Origin of the sequence: Pseudoxanthomonas sp. GW2, assembly GCF_000283075.1 — a bacterium.
Taxonomy (GTDB): domain Bacteria; phylum Pseudomonadota; class Gammaproteobacteria; order Xanthomonadales; family Xanthomonadaceae; genus Pseudoxanthomonas.
The window spans coordinates 1-14187 of the sequence record NZ_ALIP01000097.1 but is presented as its reverse complement, the minus strand read 5'-3'; the positions used below and the strand labels follow the sequence as shown (position 1 = coordinate 14187).

Sequence of the window (14187 nt, the reverse complement as noted above, 5' to 3'; positions counted from 1 at the left end):
ACGCCGATGCACGTGCATGACCGCCTGTCGGCGGCCGACGGCGTGCGCGAGCCGGTGCCGGGCTGGCTGTCCGGCGGCCCGAACCCGGCGCAGCAGGACCGCCGCGACTGCCCGGTGTCGTATCCGTCGAAGCTGCCGGCGCTGTCGTGGCTCGACCACGCGTGCAGCTATGCCAGCAACGAGGTGGCGATCAACTGGAACGCGCCGCTGGTCTACGTGGCCGCGGCGGTGCAGGCGCTGACGCCGGTGGAAGAGTAGGGCGGATGCGCGGACGGCGGCCTGGTGGCCGCCGTCCCGGGTTTGCTGCATGGCCCGCGACGGGCCGGGGAGTGGCGCGCGAAGCCGCCGGATCCGGACGCCGGATCAGTCGACCCGGGTGCCGAAGATGCGGTCGCCGGCGTCGCCCAGGCCGGGCAGGATGTAGCCCTTGTCGTTGAGCCGCTCGTCGATGGCGGCGGTGTAGATCTGCACGTCCGGGTGCGCGGCTTCCACCGCCGCCAGGCCCTCGGGCGCGGCCACCAGGAAGATGCCCTTGATCCGGCGCGCGCCGGCGCGCTTGAGCATGTCGATGGTGGCGATGAGCGAACCGCCGGTGGCCAGCATCGGGTCCAGGATCAGGGCGTCGCGCTCGTCCAGCCGGCCGGTCAGGCGTTCGAAGTAGGGGACCGGTTGCAGGGTTTCCTCGTCGCGCTGCAGCCCGACCACGCTCACGCGCGCGGCAGGAATCAGGGCGAGAACCCCAGGCAGCATGCCCAGCCCGGCCCGCAGGATCGGCACCAGGCTGATCTTGGCGCCGGCGATGCGCCGAACCTGCACCGGGCCGGCCCAGCCCTGGAGCGTCGCCTCCTCGGTGGCCAGGTCCGCCGTGGCCTCGTATGCCAGCAGGGTTGCCAGCTCGGTGACCAGTTCGCGGAAGCCCTTGGTACTCAGTTCGGCCGAGCGCAGCAGTCCGATCTTGTGCTGGACCAGCGGATGGTGGACTTCGACGGCTTTCATGGCGGGCCTGCAGGTATGGGGGCCTGGAAAGTCTGCAGCAAACGCGTCGATGCGGAAAGGCGAAGCCGGCGCTGCGCCGGCTCCACCCGGTGCGCGGCTCAGAACGCCATGCGCATCACCAGCTGGTAGCTGGGCCCGGCTTCCTCGGTCTCGAGCTCGTACTCGTCGTAGTCGCGGTCGAGCTGGTCCTCGAGGGTGTTGAACTTGTCGAAGAACTCGTCCTTGCTCGCGTCGAGCAGGTTGTTGGCCGACAGCCGCACCGAGAAGTTCCGGCCGAAGCGCTTCTCGACGAAGGCGTCCAGTTCCCCGCCGTACCGGATGATGGCTTCCTCGCCGAGGAACCGGGCGTAGGCGTCGCCCTGCTTGCGGTAGGTCAGGCCGAAGCTGGCGGCCAGGGCCGGCAGGTCCTGGATGAAGCCGATGTTGAAGGTGCTCTTGGCCTGGTCGTTGAAGCGCCGCCGGCCCATGAAGTCATCGACCCGGGAGTCGACCCATGAGTAGTTCAGGAACACGCCGGTGTCGTCCATGCCGAACGCGGACAGCGGGGTGGAGAGGTCGAACTCGAAGCCGTAGACCTTGCCGTCGCCGACATTGGCCGAGGTGAACAACCAGCTCTCGGCCTCGAACGGGTTGGCGGCGATGGCTTCGGCCTCGCTGGCGTAGTCGCCGTCGTCGACCATGTCGGCGATGTCGTCCTCGTAGTCCTCGACCGCCGCCTCGCTGGGCGCGCCGGTGTTGACCAGCTCGATCAGGTCCTTGACGTCGCGGTAGAAGAAGTTCAGGCCCACCACGCCGCGCCGGCCCAGGCGGTGCTCGAAGCCCAGGTCGATGCCATTGGCGGTCTCCGGCTCCAGTTCCGGGTTGCCGATGTAGTCGTTGTCGCCGAACTCGCCGTCCAGCAGGGCCGGGATCAGCTCGTTGAAGTTCGGGCGCTTGACCGTCTTGGCCAGCGACAGGCTGATGCGGTCGGCATCGGTCACGTCCCAGCGCAGGTTCACCGAGGGCAGCAACTGGTCGTAGTCCTTGTCGATGCGGCCCTCGCTTTCCTCGTCCTCGATGTACTCGACCTGGCCCCGGGTGGTCTCGTAGCGCAGGCCGGCTTCCCAGGCGAAGACCTCGCCGCGGCCGCTGAGCATGACGTACGGGTCCACGCGCTTCTCCTCGATCACCGAGGCCACGCTGCCGTCCAGGGCGTAGTCGGCCGGGAAGGCCGGCGCGGCCTGGCCTTCCTCGTCGGCCTCCCATTCGTAGCTGGTGACCAGGCTTTCGCGCTTCTTGTTGCGCACGTCGATGCCGAACTGCAGCTCGGCCCGGCCGAGCGGACGGGTATGCGCCAGGGTGAAGCCGGTCTCGCTGTCCTTGGCGTCGATGGCCTCGGCCTCGTAGACGGTCTCGTCCCACTCGGCGCCGTCGATGCTCCAGGTCTCGTCCCAGCCGGCCGCATCGCCGACGTAGACGTGCTCGCCCTCGGTGGTGCCTTCGTAATCCTCGAAACGGGCGTGGTCCAGGCTCAGCCGGGTGGTGCCGCCAGCCATGTCGAAGCGGTAGTCCAGGCCGATGCCGTAGTTCTTCTGGTCGTAGGGATTCAGGCCCGGCACCCGCTTGTTCTCGACCTCGTCGTCGTCCACTTCCTCCTCGAACGACACCTCGGTCACGTCGCGGTCGGTCTTGACGTAGAAGGCGTCGACGCCGAAGCGGCCGGTCTCGCCGACCTCGGCGGTGTAGCTCAGGTTGGCCGAGTAGTCGCGGCCGTCCTTGACCTCGGTCTGGTCCTCCCAGCTGACCTTCTCCTCCATCGTGTCGTCGGTGAAGCGGTCGGAGCGCTTGAACTTGGAGCGGTAGCGGTCCTGGACGTTGACCCCGGCCAGCAGCCGCCCGCCGAGCGCCTCGAACGAGGTCACCGCGCCGAAGGTCGGGTTCACCTCGCCGTCGTCCCAGCGGTTGGCGCCGATCCGCACGTAGCTGCCGTCGAACACGTAGGCGTCGCGCAGGACGATGTTGATCGCGCCGGCCATCGCGTCGCCGCTGCGGTTGGCGCTGGCGCTGCGCTTGATCTCGATGTGGTCGACCATCTCCGCCGGGATGCGGTCGACGTAGAACGAGCGGTCGTCGCCGGCGCCGGGCACCTTCTTGCCGTTGATCAGCACCTGGGTGTAGCCGCCGCCCAGGCCGCGCAGCTGGGCGCCGTCGTACTCCATGATGTCGCTGCCGACGAAGCCCACGCCGGGCACCCGCTTGAGCATGTCGCCGACGGTGTTGGGCTCGAAACGCTGGAAATACTCCAGGTCGTACACCAGGGTCGGTTCGATATCCCCGGAGCGGTTGCGGTAGGCGATATCGGCCTGTACGACGACTGCATCGAGCTGCTTCGGCTCGCCGGCCGCCGAGGGCGCCGGCCCGGGCGCGGCGAGCACGATGCATGGGAGCAGCGGCAGGCTGCAGGCGAGGGCGCGGGAAATGCAGGTGGCCAGCGGGGTACGCGTCATCGGTTCCGTTCCGGAAGGGAGGCTGGAAAACGGACGGAACTGTCGCCGCGGCAGATGGCAGCGTTGTGACACGTGATGGATCGATGACCAGGCGATTGCCGACGCGTGGCTGTCACAATCGCTTCATAGGATGCCTCGCGTCACGAACCTGCCGGGGAGTCCCATGAAACTGCATCCGTTCTTCGCACTGCTGGCGCTGCTTGTGCTGGCGGCATGCCAACCCGATGCGCCCTCGTCCGGGGCGGCCGACCGCGAGCCCGACCAGTACGACGGGGACGACATCCTGCTGCGCGACCACGACGTGCCGCACGTGGTCGTTGGCGAGGCCTTCGTCACCGTGGCCACGCCGGAAGACAACATCGATTCCCCCGCAAGCTGGCTGCAGGACGGGCGGCTGATGCTGGTGGCCACGGCCAAGGAAAGCGACCGCCTGGTGGTATACGACGGCCGCACCGGGGAGCGCCTGCGCGAGGTGGGCGGGCCCGGCGATGGCCCGGGCCAGCTGCGCAGGCCCAATGGCGTGGCCACCGTCGACGACCGCTACGCCTTCGTGGTGGAGCGCGACAACCGCCGCGTGCAGATGTTCGCCCTGCCGGGCTTCGAGCCGCTGCTCGGGTTTGGCGCGGATGAACTGGTGCAGCCGTACGGCCTGTGGGTGCGACGCGCTGGCGAGGGCTACGAAGTCCTGGTCAGCGACGCCTACATGGCCGGCGAGGATGCGGCGGGCGAGGACATCGTGCCACCGCTGGAGCAGCTGGACCGCCGCTTCCGTCGCTTCATCGTCGTGCCCGCCGGGGACGGCTGGCGCGCGCGCGCCACGGGCGCGTTCGGCGATACGTCCGCCGCTGGCGCCATCCGCGTGCCGGAATCGCTGTTCGGCGACCCGGACAACGACCGCCTGCTGGTGGCCGAAGAGGACGTGCCAACCGGAACCCGCCTGCGCGAGTACGACCTGCAGGGTCGCTATCGCGGCCGCGACGTAGGCGCCAGCCAGTACCGGGCCCAGGCCGAGGGTATCGCCCTGCTGCGCTGTGCGGATGGCAGCGGCTGGTGGGTGGGCAGCGACCAGTTCGCCGACCGCACCGTGTTCCACCTGTTCGACCGCCGCAGCCTGGCGCACGCGGGCTCATTCGCGGGCGAGGTCACCGGCCTGACCGATGGCATCTGGCTGGACGAGCGCGGCGATGCGCGCTTCCCGCAGGGCGTGCTGTACGCCTCGCACCTGGACCAGGCCGTGGCCGCGTTCGACTGGCGCGATATCGCCGCGGCGCTCTCGCTGCCGGAGTGCCCGCGATGAGTCCGGCGGGCCGGCATGCATCGGCGGGTCTGCTGGCGCTGCTTCTGGCCGCGTGCCTGGCGCCGGTGGCCGTGGCAGGCGGGCCAGCGGTCCGCCATCCGCTGCACGTGGACCAGCCGGCAAAAGCGCCGGAGGAAGTGCTGCTGGCGGTGGAGATCCCCGCCGGCAGCGCGACCAAGTACGAGATCAACGACGAGGGCCTGGTCGAGGTCGACCGCTTCCTGTCGATGCCGGTGGCCTATCCGGCCAACTACGGCTCGATCCCGCGCAGCCTGGCCGGCGACGGCGATCCGCTGGACGCATTGGTGCTGACCCGCCAGCCGTTGCATCCGGGCACGCTGGTGCGGTTCCGCCCGGTGGCGGTGCTGCGCATGCGTGATCGCGGCGAGGAGGACGCCAAGATCGTCGGCGTGCCGGTGGACGCGGTGGATCCCGCTTTCGCGCCGATCCGCGACCTGGGCGACCTCGCACCGATGGAGCGAGAGCGGATCGAGGCCTTCTTCCGCGTCTACAAGCAGCTGCCCGCAGGCGCCGACACGGTGGAGCTTGCCGGATGGGGCGATGCCGGCGAGGCCCGTGCCACCGTCGCCGCAGCGCTGGCGCGCTACCTGGCGAAGTAGCCGGGTAGCCCGTCGACCCGGCCGGCGTCGCCGGCCGGGAAGCGTGGCTCAGGCCGCCGAGGCCTGCTCGCGGCGCGGGCCTTCGCGCAGGGCCCGGCCGACCATCGATACCAGCAGGTCCAGCTCTTCCTCGTCCATGGCGAAGTGCGGGGTGAAGCGCAGCGAGTTCTCGCCGCCGTGGATCACGTTGACCCCGTGCATGCGCAGCCATTCCTCGGTGGAACCGGCGCCATAGCACTTGAACTCCGGCGACAGCTCGCAGGAGAACAGCAGGCCGGTGCCCTGGACCTTGGTGATCAGCCCGCCCAGCTCGGCCTTCAGCGCCTCCAGCTTCTGCACCGCCTGGGCGCCGCGCTCGCGGATGTTCCGGCGCACCTGCGGGGTGAGCAGGCCCAGGGTGGCGCAGGCCACGTCCAGCGCACGTGGGTTGGTGGTCATGGTGTTGCCGTACACGCCCTTGCGGTACAGCGACGCCGCGTGCGCGGTCACCGCCAGTACCGACAGCGGGAACTGGGCGGCGTTGAGCGCCTTGGAGTAGGTCTCCATGTCCGGCGGGTCGATGCCCTCGAAGCCGGGGTAGTCGACGATGGACAGCACGCCGTGCACGCGCAGGCCGGCCTGGATCGAGTCCACCAGCAGCAGGCTGCCGTGGGCGCGGGTCAGTTCGCGCGCGGCGTTGTAGAACTCCACCGGCACCGCGCGGCCCGGGTCGCCTTCGCCCATCACCGGCTCCAGGAACACCGCCTCGATGAACCAGCCGTTGGCCTGGGCGTCGGCAAAGGCCTTGCGCAGGGCGGCGATGTCGTACGGCGGCACCACCAGCACCGAATCCTCGTTGCGGTAGCTGGCCAGGTGATGGCGGTAGGTGCGGCGGGTGGAATCCGAATACAGCGCCGGGCGGTCGGTGCGGCCATGGAAGCTGCCCTTGACCACCAGGCGCTTGATGGTGGCGCCGGCGTGGCGCGCGCCCGGATCGGTCTGCAGCTTGGCGTTGATGTCGACGATGCGGCAGGCCAGGCCCACGGCCTCGGAGCCGGAGTTGAGGCACATGAAGCGCTCGAACGGGCAGCCGCCGCGGCTGTGCCCGATCTCGGCGTGCAGCGCCTGCACGAAGCGGCGCTGCGAAGGGCTCGGGGTCATGATGTTGGCCATGACCTGCGGCCGGCCCATCGCCTCCAGCACCTCCGGCGGCGCGTGGCCGAAGCCGAGCATGCCGTAGCCACCGGCGTCGTACAGCACCGCGCCCTTGAGGGTCACCACCCACGGGCCGCGCGCGGCCAGGGCGATGTACGGAGTCACGCAGTCATCGGCGTAGAAGTTGACGAAGCCTTCCTGCAGGGCGGCGATCTGCGCTTCCTCGTCCAGGTCCAGCAGGTCGGCCAGGTCCTGGCGCTGGCGGGCGTAGGCGGCGCCGGCGGCCTCGATCGCCGCGACCAGGTCCGGATGCCCGGCGGCCAGGCGTTCCAGGGTGGCGTCATCCAGGCCGGCGGTCAGGCGGGCGCCGGCATGGGCGCGCAGCGGGGCAAGGGGGGCGAGAACGGACATGGCAGGCCTCCGGTTCGGGCCGGGACGGCAGGGCGACAGGCTGTCGCTGGAGCCGGCCCCGGCGGGGCGGTGGTCGCCCGGCAGGATGCGCGGGGCGCGTTCACCCCCATCTTAAGGGGGCCGTATCGTCACTTGGCAGCGCTGATCAGGCGAATAAGCGGTAGGATTTCGTCGATCCGACGAAAAATGCTGTCGACATGAAACTATCTGCCGCCGACGAGCGCCTGCTGTCCCTGCTGCGCGAGAACGCACGCCAGTCCACCGCCGAGCTGGCGCGCCGGCTGGGGCTGTCGCGGACCACGGTGCAGAGCCGGATCGAGCGGCTGGAGAAGCAGGGGGTCATCCGCGGCTATTCGGTGCGGCTGGACGACGGCTACGAGCGCGACCGCATCCGCGCCCACATCCTCATCACCGTCTCGCCCAAGCGCATGCCGGCGGTGGTCAAGGCCCTGGCCGACATGCCCGAGGTGCGCGCGCTGCATTCGGTCAGCGGCGCCCACGACCTGGTGGCGCTGGGCGTGGCCGCCGACGTGGGCGCGATGGACGAGCTGACCGACCGCATAGGCGCGCTGGAAGGCGTGGAGCGCACCTCGTCCTCGATCATCCTGTCGACCAAGTTCGAGCGCTGAAGGCCGGCCGGGCGGGCGCGCGGCCGTACAATACCGGCCCCCCAAGCGCCGGCACTGCCTTGAAGAAGTCCGATTTCCACTACGACCTGCCCGAGGAACTGATCGCGCAGGCGCCCCTGGCCGAGCGCTCGGCCAGCCGGATGCTGGTGGTGCCGCCCGGCGAGGGCGACTTCGCCGACCTGCACGTGCGCGACCTGCCGGACCTGCTACAGCCCGGCGACCTGCTGGTGTTCAACGACACCCGGGTGATCCCGGCGCGCCTGTTCGGACAGAAGGAAAGCGGCGGCCGGGTCGAGATCCTGATCGAGCGCCTGCTGCCGGACGCGCAGGCGCGGGTGCAGATGCGCGCCAGCAAGTCGCCCAAGCCGGGTTCGCGGATCGTGCTGGACGGCGGCGGCCAGGCCGAGGTGCTGGGGCGCGAGGACGCGTTCTTCGTCGTGCGCTTCGAGGTCGGCGAGCCGCTGGAGCAGTGGCTGGCCCGGGTCGGGCGCCTGCCGCTGCCGCCGTACATCCAGCGCGAGCCGGACGCGGCCGACGCCGAGCGCTACCAGACCGTGTTCGCGCGCGAGGTCGGCGCCGTGGCCGCGCCCACCGCCGGCCTGCACTTCGACCACGCCCTGCTGCAGCGCCTGCGCGAGCGCGGGGTGGAGTTCGGCCACGTCACCCTGCACGTGGGCGCCGGCACCTTCCAGCCGGTGCGGGTGGAGGACGTGCGCGAGCACACCATGCACAGCGAGTGGCTGAACGTCGGCGCCGAGCTGGTGGCCCAGGTGCGCCGCACCCGCGCCGCCGGCGGCCGGGTGATCGCGGTGGGCACGACCGTGGTGCGCGCGCTGGAAAGTGCCATGCGCGATGGACAGCTGCAGCCGTTCGCGGGCGAGACCCGGATCTTCATCTTCCCAGGCTACAAGGTGCGCAGCGTGGACGCGCTGGTGACCAACTTCCACCTGCCGGAGAGCACCCTGCTGATGCTGGTCTCGGCCTTCGCCGGCAAGGAGCGGATCTTCGCCGCCTACCGCCACGCGGTGGAACGGCGCTACCGCTTCTTCTCCTACGGCGACGCGATGCTGCTGTGGGGCCTGAAGGACTGAGGTGGCGCCGGGGTCACAGCGGGCGCTTGCCCGGGTCGCCCTGGACCTCGCGCACCAGTTTCGGCACCAGGTAGCCGGACAGGCGCGCCGCCAGCTGCCGGTGCAGCGCGCGGGCGCGCTCGTCGTCGACCTCGAAGTGGGCCGCGCCCTGGATCCGGTCCAGCTGGTGCAGGTAGTACGGCAGCACCCCGGCGGCGTAGCCGCGCTCGCACAGCTCGGCCAGGGCGTCGACCGAATCGTTCACCCCGCGCAGCAGCACCGCCTGGTTGAGCAGCTGGGCGCCGGCGCGGCGCAGGCGCGCCAGGGCCTGGTCCACCGAGGCGTCGAACTCGTTGGCGTGGTTGGCGTGGACCACGAACGCCACCGGCCAGGGCAGGGCCGACATCCACTCCACGAAGGCCTCGTCGACGCGCTCCGGCAGCACCACCGGCAGGCGGCTGTGGATGCGCAGGCGGCGGATGTGCGGGATTGCCGCCAGCTGCGCGCTCAGTTCGGCCAGCTTGGGCGTGGCCAGCGACAGCGGGTCGCCGCCGGACAGGATCACCTCGTCGATGCCCGGATCGGCCGCGATCGCCGCCACCGCGCCGGCCCAGCCGTCGCGCGCGGCGGTCTCGTCGGCGTAGGGGAAATGGCGGCGGAAGCAGTAGCGGCAGTTGACCGCGCAGCTGCCGGTGGCCACCAGCAGGGCGCGGCCGCGGTATTTCTGGATCACGCCGTCGGCCTTCTTGGCCGCGCCGTCGCCGACCGCGTCCAGGGCGAAGCCGGGCACGATCCGCTCCTCGTCCACCACCGGCAGGACCTGGCGCAGCAGCGGGTCGTGCAGGTCACCGGGGCGCATGCGGGCAGCGAACCCGCGCGGCACGCGCATGGCGAACTGCGCCGCGGCGGCGTCGGAAATCCCGGCCGCGACCGCGTCCAGTCCGAGCATCGCCAGCAGCTCGCGCGGGTCGCGCACCGCCTCGCGCCACAGGCGCTGCCAGCGTGGGGTGGCGGGAACGGCGGCGGGGGCAGGCGCCGGCGCGGGGTCCGGCTGCATGGGCGTGGGGGCTGCGGGTATCATGTGCGGTCTGGAGGACGGCCCGCCGGCGACGGCGGGCGCCTACATTCTAACCGCCGCTTCCAACTGCCGGCCGCCAGGTGGCGGCCTCGCCATACCCAAGGAGTTCCCATGGCCTCTTACGGCATGAACGACGTCAAGAACGGGATGAAGATCCTGGTCAACAACGAACCCGCGATCATCACCGACACCGAGTACGTCAAGCCGGGCAAGGGCCAGGCCTTCACCCGCGTGAAGTACCGCCAGATCCGCACCGGCCGCGTGCAGGAAATCACCATGAAGTCGACCGATTCGGTCGAGGCCGCGGACGTCGTCGATACCGACATGCAGTACCTGTACAACGACGGCGAGTACTGGCACTTCATGCAGCCGGAGACCTTCGAGCAGGTCCAGGCCGACAAGAACGGCGTGGGCGATGCCGCCAAGTGGCTCAAGGGCGAGGAGCAGTGCGTGGTGACCCTGTGGAACGGCACCCCGATCCAGGTGACCCCGCCGAACTTCGTCGAACTGAAGATCGTCGAGACCGACCCGGGCGTGCGCGGCGATACCTCCGGCGGCGGCGGCAAGCCGGCCACCCTGGAGACCGGCGCCGTGGTCCGCGTGCCGCTGTTCGTCGGCCAGGACGAGGTGATCAAGGTTGACACCCGCTCTGGCGAGTACGTCTCCCGCGTGAAGTGACGATCCGGCCCGTGGCCGCCGCCGGCGGCCGCGGGCTTGCCGGATTGTCATCCCGGCGAAGGCCGCATCCGGCGCCTCTCGCCAGGCGCCCGCGACGCGGGCCCCGGATCGTCTTCCCCGCGAACGGCGCCGCCGCAGGCGGATGGCTTAGGCAGCGGGATTCCCGTGCCTTCCCGGGGCCCTGCGACGCGGGAACCCCAGGTTCCCGTCGTCCCGGCGCAAGCCGGAGCCAGTGGTCCTGGCTGGCACCAGGCGCGCAATCAGGCACCGACGGTGGCTTGCGGATCGGCTGCGCAGCTGCCCGACGGGCGCCAGTCCTTTGAAAGCCAATGGGCCCGGGTCTCACAGCCGTCCGGCTGCCGTGGGGCCCTTCGCCAGCGTGAAGCGACGTAGTGACGCATCCCGCCCGCGCTGGGATGATGTCCACCCGCAACAGGAATGAGTGAGCAGGAGCGCATGACCGATATTTCCCCCCAGGCCTGCGACCTTCTCATCGAAGCCGGCTGGGTCGTCCCGGTCGAACCGCACGGCGTGGTCCTGGAAGACCACGCCGTCGCCGTATCCGGCGGCAGGATCGTGGCCGTGCTGCCGACCGCCGAGGCGCGCGCGCGCTTCGCCGCGGCCGAGGTGGTGCAGCGCCCGGACGCGGCGCTGATCCCGGGCCTGGTCAACGCCCACACCCACAACCCGATGACCCTGCTGCGCGGCGTCGCCGACGACCTGCCGCTGATGACCTGGCTGCGGCAGCACATCTGGCCGGTGGAGGCCGCGGTGATCGGGCCGGACTTCGTCGCCGACGGCATGGCCCTGGCCATCGCCGAGATGCTGCGCGGCGGCACCACCTGCGCCAACGAGAACTACTTCTTCCCGGACGTGCAGGCCGCGGTCTACAGGAAGCACGGCTTCCGCGCCCTGGTCGGCCTGCCGGTGATCAATTTCCCCACCGCCTGGGCGCGCAGCGACGACGAGTACTTCGACAAGGCCGGCGAGGTCCACGACCAGTGGCGCGACGATCCGCTGATCGCCACCGCGTTCGCCCCGCACGCGCCGTACACCGTCAGCGACGCCAACTTCGAGCGGGTGCGGATGCTGTCCGACCAGCTCGACACCCAGGTCCACCTGCACACCCACGAGACCGCGCAGGAAATCGCCGACTCGCTGAAGGAATACGGCCAGCGCCCGCTGGCGCGGCTGGACCGCCTGGGCCTGGTCAACGACCGCCTGATCGCGGTGCACATGACCCAGCTGACCGAGGCCGAGATCCACCTGTGCGCCGAGCGCGGCGTGCACGTGGCCCACTGCCCCGAGTCCAACCTCAAGCTGGCCTCCGGCTTCTGCCCGGCCTGCGCCCTGCAGCGCGCAGGCGTGAACCTGGCGATCGGCACCGACGGCTGCGCCAGCAACAACGACCTGGACATGTTCGGCGAGCTGCGCACCGCGGCCCTGCTGGCCAAGGCCGTGGCCAACGACGCCACCGCCCTGGACGCAGCCACCACGCTGCGCGCCGCCACCCTCGGCGGCGCCCGCGCGCTGGGTTTCGGCGAGCGCATCGGCTCGATCGAACCGGGCAAGGAGGCCGACCTGGTGTGCGTGGACCTGTCGGCGCTGGAGGCCCAGCCGCTGCACCACGTGCTGTCGCAGCTGGTCTACGCGGTCGGCCGCCAGCAGGTGAGCGACGTGTGGATCGCCGGCCGCCGCAAGCTGGACGCGCGCGAGCTGGTGGACATCGACACCGCGGCCCTGATCGCCAACGCCCGCCAGTGGCGCCAGCGCATCGCCGCGCTCGGCCGCTGAATCCTGCGAACCGCGGCCGCGCCTCGCGCGGCCGTCGCGGCCGGCTGGCCTACAATGGCCGCCTTGCGGAGGAATGACGATGACGACCCACGCCGAAGCCGCCACCAGCGCCAACTACCACCAGGCCGAACTGGACAAGTTCGCCGCGCTGGCCAACCGCTGGTGGGACCCTGACGGCCCGCAGCGGGCCCTGCACGTGCTCAACCCGGTGCGCCTGGACTACGTCGCCAGCCGCGTGCCGCTGGCCGGCAGCACGGTGCTGGACGTGGGCTGCGGCGGCGGCATCCTCAGCGAAGCCCTGGCCCGTGCCGGCGCGCGCGTGACCGCCGCCGACCTGGCCCCGGAGCTGGTCAAGGTCGCGCGCCTGCACTCGCTGGAATCGGGCGTGCAGGTCGAATACCTGGTGCAGTCGGTGGAGGCGCTGGCCGGGGAACGCCCGGGCAGCTTCGACGCGGTGACCTGCATGGAGATGCTCGAGCACGTGCCGGACCCGGGTGCCATCATCGCCGCCTGCGCCAGGCTGCTGCGGCCCGGTGGCCGCCTGTTCCTGTCCACGCTCAACCGCACCCCGGCGGCGTTCGCGCTGGCCATCGTCGGCGCCGAGTACGTGGCGCGGCTGCTGCCCAAGGGCACCCACCGCTATGCCGACTTCATCAAGCCCTCCGAACTGGCGGCCTGGCTGCGCGATGCCGGCCTGCAGCTGGAGGACGTCAGCGGCCTGTTCTACGACCCGCTGCGCCAACGCGCGCGGCTGTCGCGGCAGACCTCGGTCAACTACCTGGCCTGCGCGGTGAAGCCGTGACGGCTGCGGTGGGGCAGGGCGGCGGGTTCCCGCCGGTGGCGCTGTTCGACCTGGACGGCACCCTGCTGGACAGCGCCCCGGACATGGTCGCCACCGCCAACCGCATGCTGGTAGCGCGCGGGCAGGGACCGGTGGATGCGGAGATGCTGCGCAAGCACGTGTCCAAGGGGGCGCGGGCCATGGTCTCGGTGCTGTTCCCGGATGCAGAGGGCGAGGCGCGCGATGCGCTGGTGGCCGAGTTCCTGGCGGTCTACCGCGAGGAGCTGGGCCGCCACAGCCGCCTGTTCGACGGCATCGAGCAGATGCTGGCCGCGCTGGAAGCCGCCGGTTCGCGCTGGGGCATCGTCACCAACAAGGCCGAGTACCTGGCCCGCGACGTGGTCGCCGGGCTGGGCTGGCAGGAGCGCTGCGCGGTGCTGGTCGGCGGCGACACCTACGCCGAGCGCAAGCCGCACCCGCTGCCGCTGCTGGAGGCCGCGCGCACGCTGGGTGCGGACCCGGCCGACTGCGTCTACGTCGGCGACGATGAACGCGACGTGCTGGCGGCCAAGGGCGCCGGCATGCCCTCGATCGCGGTGCTGTGGGGCTACCGCCTGGACGGCGAGGACCCGCTCACCTGGCAGGCCGACCGCGTGGCGGAACTGCCGCACGAACTGGTCGCGCCGGCCGCCTGGCCGCGCCGCTGACCCCACCGCCGGCGCCCGGCGCCGGCCCGCGGGCATGCCCGCCGGAGTTTCCATGAGCACACCCTCGGCCCTCGACAGTTTCCTGGACAAATGGCGGCAGCGCTGGCCGGAGTGGGCCGTGGCCGAGGTGTTCGTGCCGCAGGCCGAGCGCGGGCGCGTGCTGGCCTGGTTCGCCCTGCTGCAGGAATTCGACGACATCCTCAACATCGCCGGCGACCCGCTGCCGGCCGACGCCAAGCTGGGCTGGTGGGCCACCGAGCTGGCCGACTGGGCCGGGCACCGCTCGCGGCATCCGCTCGGGCGGATGCTGGAGCCGCTGCCGGCACCCTGGGAGCGGCTGGCCGCGGCGCTGCCGGACCTGGTCGCCGCCCGTGCCCGCGCCGCCGATCCGCAGGCCGCGCTGGCCGCGCTGCAGGGCTATGCCGCGGCGGTGGCGGAAGTGGAGGCGGTGGTGCTGGGCGGGCCGGCCGCGCGTCCGCAGCAGCTGGCGGCGCAGGTGCTGGCCT

The 14187-nt window shown here is 71.2% G+C and carries 14 protein-coding genes; 10 read left to right on the top strand and 4 right to left on the bottom strand.

The genetic code is table 11. The features are described 5' to 3' along the window. Positions 1-258: glycoside hydrolase family 9 protein (locus tag B351_RS0107300; protein ID WP_083852412.1), on the top strand; the 258-nt coding region annotated here is incomplete at its 5' end. A gap of 105 nt (positions 259-363) precedes the next feature. Here the strand turns inward: B351_RS0107300 and upp are convergent. Beyond that, complete coding sequence (gene upp / locus B351_RS0107295) at positions 364-996, bottom strand: uracil phosphoribosyltransferase (RefSeq protein ID WP_019398393.1); 633 nt, start codon at positions 994-996, stop codon at positions 364-366. Positions 997-1094: 98 nt separating this feature from the next. Further along, the gene (locus B351_RS0107290; RefSeq protein WP_019398392.1) at positions 1095-3482 is read right to left on the bottom strand and encodes a TonB-dependent siderophore receptor; all 2388 of its coding nucleotides are present in this window, start codon (positions 3480-3482) and stop codon (positions 1095-1097) included. 163 nt (positions 3483-3645) lie between these two features. On the opposite strand from B351_RS0107290, the gene B351_RS0107285 reads away from it, so the two are divergent. Then, positions 3646-4779 (top strand): phytase, encoded by a 1134-nt coding sequence (locus tag B351_RS0107285; RefSeq protein ID WP_019398391.1) that lies wholly within the window; start codon positions 3646-3648, stop codon positions 4777-4779. Then, positions 4776-5399, top strand: coding sequence for an inorganic diphosphatase (locus tag B351_RS0107280; RefSeq protein ID WP_019398390.1), 624 nt, complete (start codon positions 4776-4778; stop codon positions 5397-5399). The genes B351_RS0107285 and B351_RS0107280 overlap by 4 nt, the downstream gene beginning before the upstream one ends. A gap of 48 nt (positions 5400-5447) precedes the next feature. On the opposite strand, the gene B351_RS0107275 is transcribed toward B351_RS0107280, so the two are convergent. Continuing rightward, positions 5448-6944: an aminotransferase class III-fold pyridoxal phosphate-dependent enzyme gene (locus tag B351_RS0107275; RefSeq protein ID WP_019398389.1), complete on the bottom strand. Its 1497-nt coding sequence runs from the start codon at positions 6942-6944 to the stop codon at positions 5448-5450. 197 nt (positions 6945-7141) lie between these two features. Here B351_RS0107275 and B351_RS0107270 point away from each other — a divergent pair, with 197 nt between their 5' ends. Further along, entirely contained in the window at positions 7142-7573 is a 432-nt protein-coding gene (locus tag B351_RS0107270) for an Lrp/AsnC family transcriptional regulator (protein ID WP_019398388.1), read from the top strand. 59 nt (positions 7574-7632) lie between these two features. Next, complete coding sequence (gene queA, locus B351_RS0107265) at positions 7633-8664, top strand: tRNA preQ1(34) S-adenosylmethionine ribosyltransferase-isomerase QueA (RefSeq protein ID WP_019398387.1); 1032 nt, start codon at positions 7633-7635, stop codon at positions 8662-8664. Positions 8665-8677: 13 nt separating this feature from the next. On the opposite strand, the gene epmB is transcribed toward queA, so the two are convergent. Continuing rightward, a complete protein-coding gene (gene epmB / locus B351_RS0107260; protein ID WP_026010473.1) occupies positions 8678-9724 on the bottom strand; it encodes an EF-P beta-lysylation protein EpmB in 1047 nt (348 codons plus the stop codon). Positions 9725-9832: 108 nt separating this feature from the next. Between epmB and efp the strand changes: the two genes are divergently transcribed. From efp to B351_RS0107235, 5 genes are all read left to right on the top strand, one after another. Continuing rightward, positions 9833-10399, top strand: coding sequence for an elongation factor P (efp, locus tag B351_RS0107255; RefSeq protein ID WP_026010472.1), 567 nt, complete (start codon positions 9833-9835; stop codon positions 10397-10399). Between the two features lie 456 nt (positions 10400-10855). Beyond that, on the top strand, positions 10856-12193 hold the full coding sequence (locus B351_RS0107250; protein ID WP_019398384.1) for a TRZ/ATZ family hydrolase: 1338 nt from the start codon (positions 10856-10858) through the stop codon (positions 12191-12193). Positions 12194-12266: 73 nt separating this feature from the next. Further along, the gene (ubiG, locus tag B351_RS0107245) at positions 12267-12995 is read left to right on the top strand and encodes a bifunctional 2-polyprenyl-6-hydroxyphenol methylase/3-demethylubiquinol 3-O-methyltransferase UbiG (RefSeq protein WP_407059581.1); all 729 of its coding nucleotides are present in this window, start codon (positions 12267-12269) and stop codon (positions 12993-12995) included. Next, complete coding sequence (gph, locus tag B351_RS0107240) at positions 12992-13681, top strand: phosphoglycolate phosphatase (RefSeq protein ID WP_037034929.1); 690 nt, start codon at positions 12992-12994, stop codon at positions 13679-13681. The genes ubiG and gph overlap by 4 nt, the downstream gene beginning before the upstream one ends. Positions 13682-13733: 52 nt before the next feature. After that, positions 13734-14187: squalene/phytoene synthase family protein (locus tag B351_RS0107235; RefSeq protein WP_019398381.1), on the top strand; the 454-nt coding region annotated here is incomplete at its 3' end.

What these genes read in the sequence shown, in the direction of transcription:
- epmB (WP_026010473.1), bottom strand. Translation starts at nt 9,724, where the DNA reads ATGATACCCGCAGCCCCCACGCCCATGCAGCCGGACCCCGCGCCGGCG.
- upp (WP_019398393.1), bottom strand. Translation starts at nt 996, where the DNA reads ATGAAAGCCGTCGAAGTCCACCATCCGCTGGTCCAGCACAAGATCGGA.
- efp (WP_026010472.1), top strand. Translation starts at nt 9,833, where the DNA reads ATGGCCTCTTACGGCATGAACGACGTCAAGAACGGGATGAAGATCCTG.
- B351_RS0107285 (WP_019398391.1), top strand. Translation starts at nt 3,646, where the DNA reads ATGAAACTGCATCCGTTCTTCGCACTGCTGGCGCTGCTTGTGCTGGCG.
- B351_RS0107275 (WP_019398389.1), bottom strand. Translation starts at nt 6,944, where the DNA reads ATGTCCGTTCTCGCCCCCCTTGCCCCGCTGCGCGCCCATGCCGGCGCC.
- B351_RS0107290 (WP_019398392.1), bottom strand. Translation starts at nt 3,482, where the DNA reads ATGACGCGTACCCCGCTGGCCACCTGCATTTCCCGCGCCCTCGCCTGC.
- B351_RS0107280 (WP_019398390.1), top strand. Translation starts at nt 4,776, where the DNA reads ATGAGTCCGGCGGGCCGGCATGCATCGGCGGGTCTGCTGGCGCTGCTT.
- B351_RS0107250 (WP_019398384.1), top strand. Translation starts at nt 10,856, where the DNA reads ATGACCGATATTTCCCCCCAGGCCTGCGACCTTCTCATCGAAGCCGGC.
- B351_RS0107270 (WP_019398388.1), top strand. Translation starts at nt 7,142, where the DNA reads ATGAAACTATCTGCCGCCGACGAGCGCCTGCTGTCCCTGCTGCGCGAG.
- ubiG (WP_407059581.1), top strand. Translation starts at nt 12,267, where the DNA reads ATGACGATGACGACCCACGCCGAAGCCGCCACCAGCGCCAACTACCAC.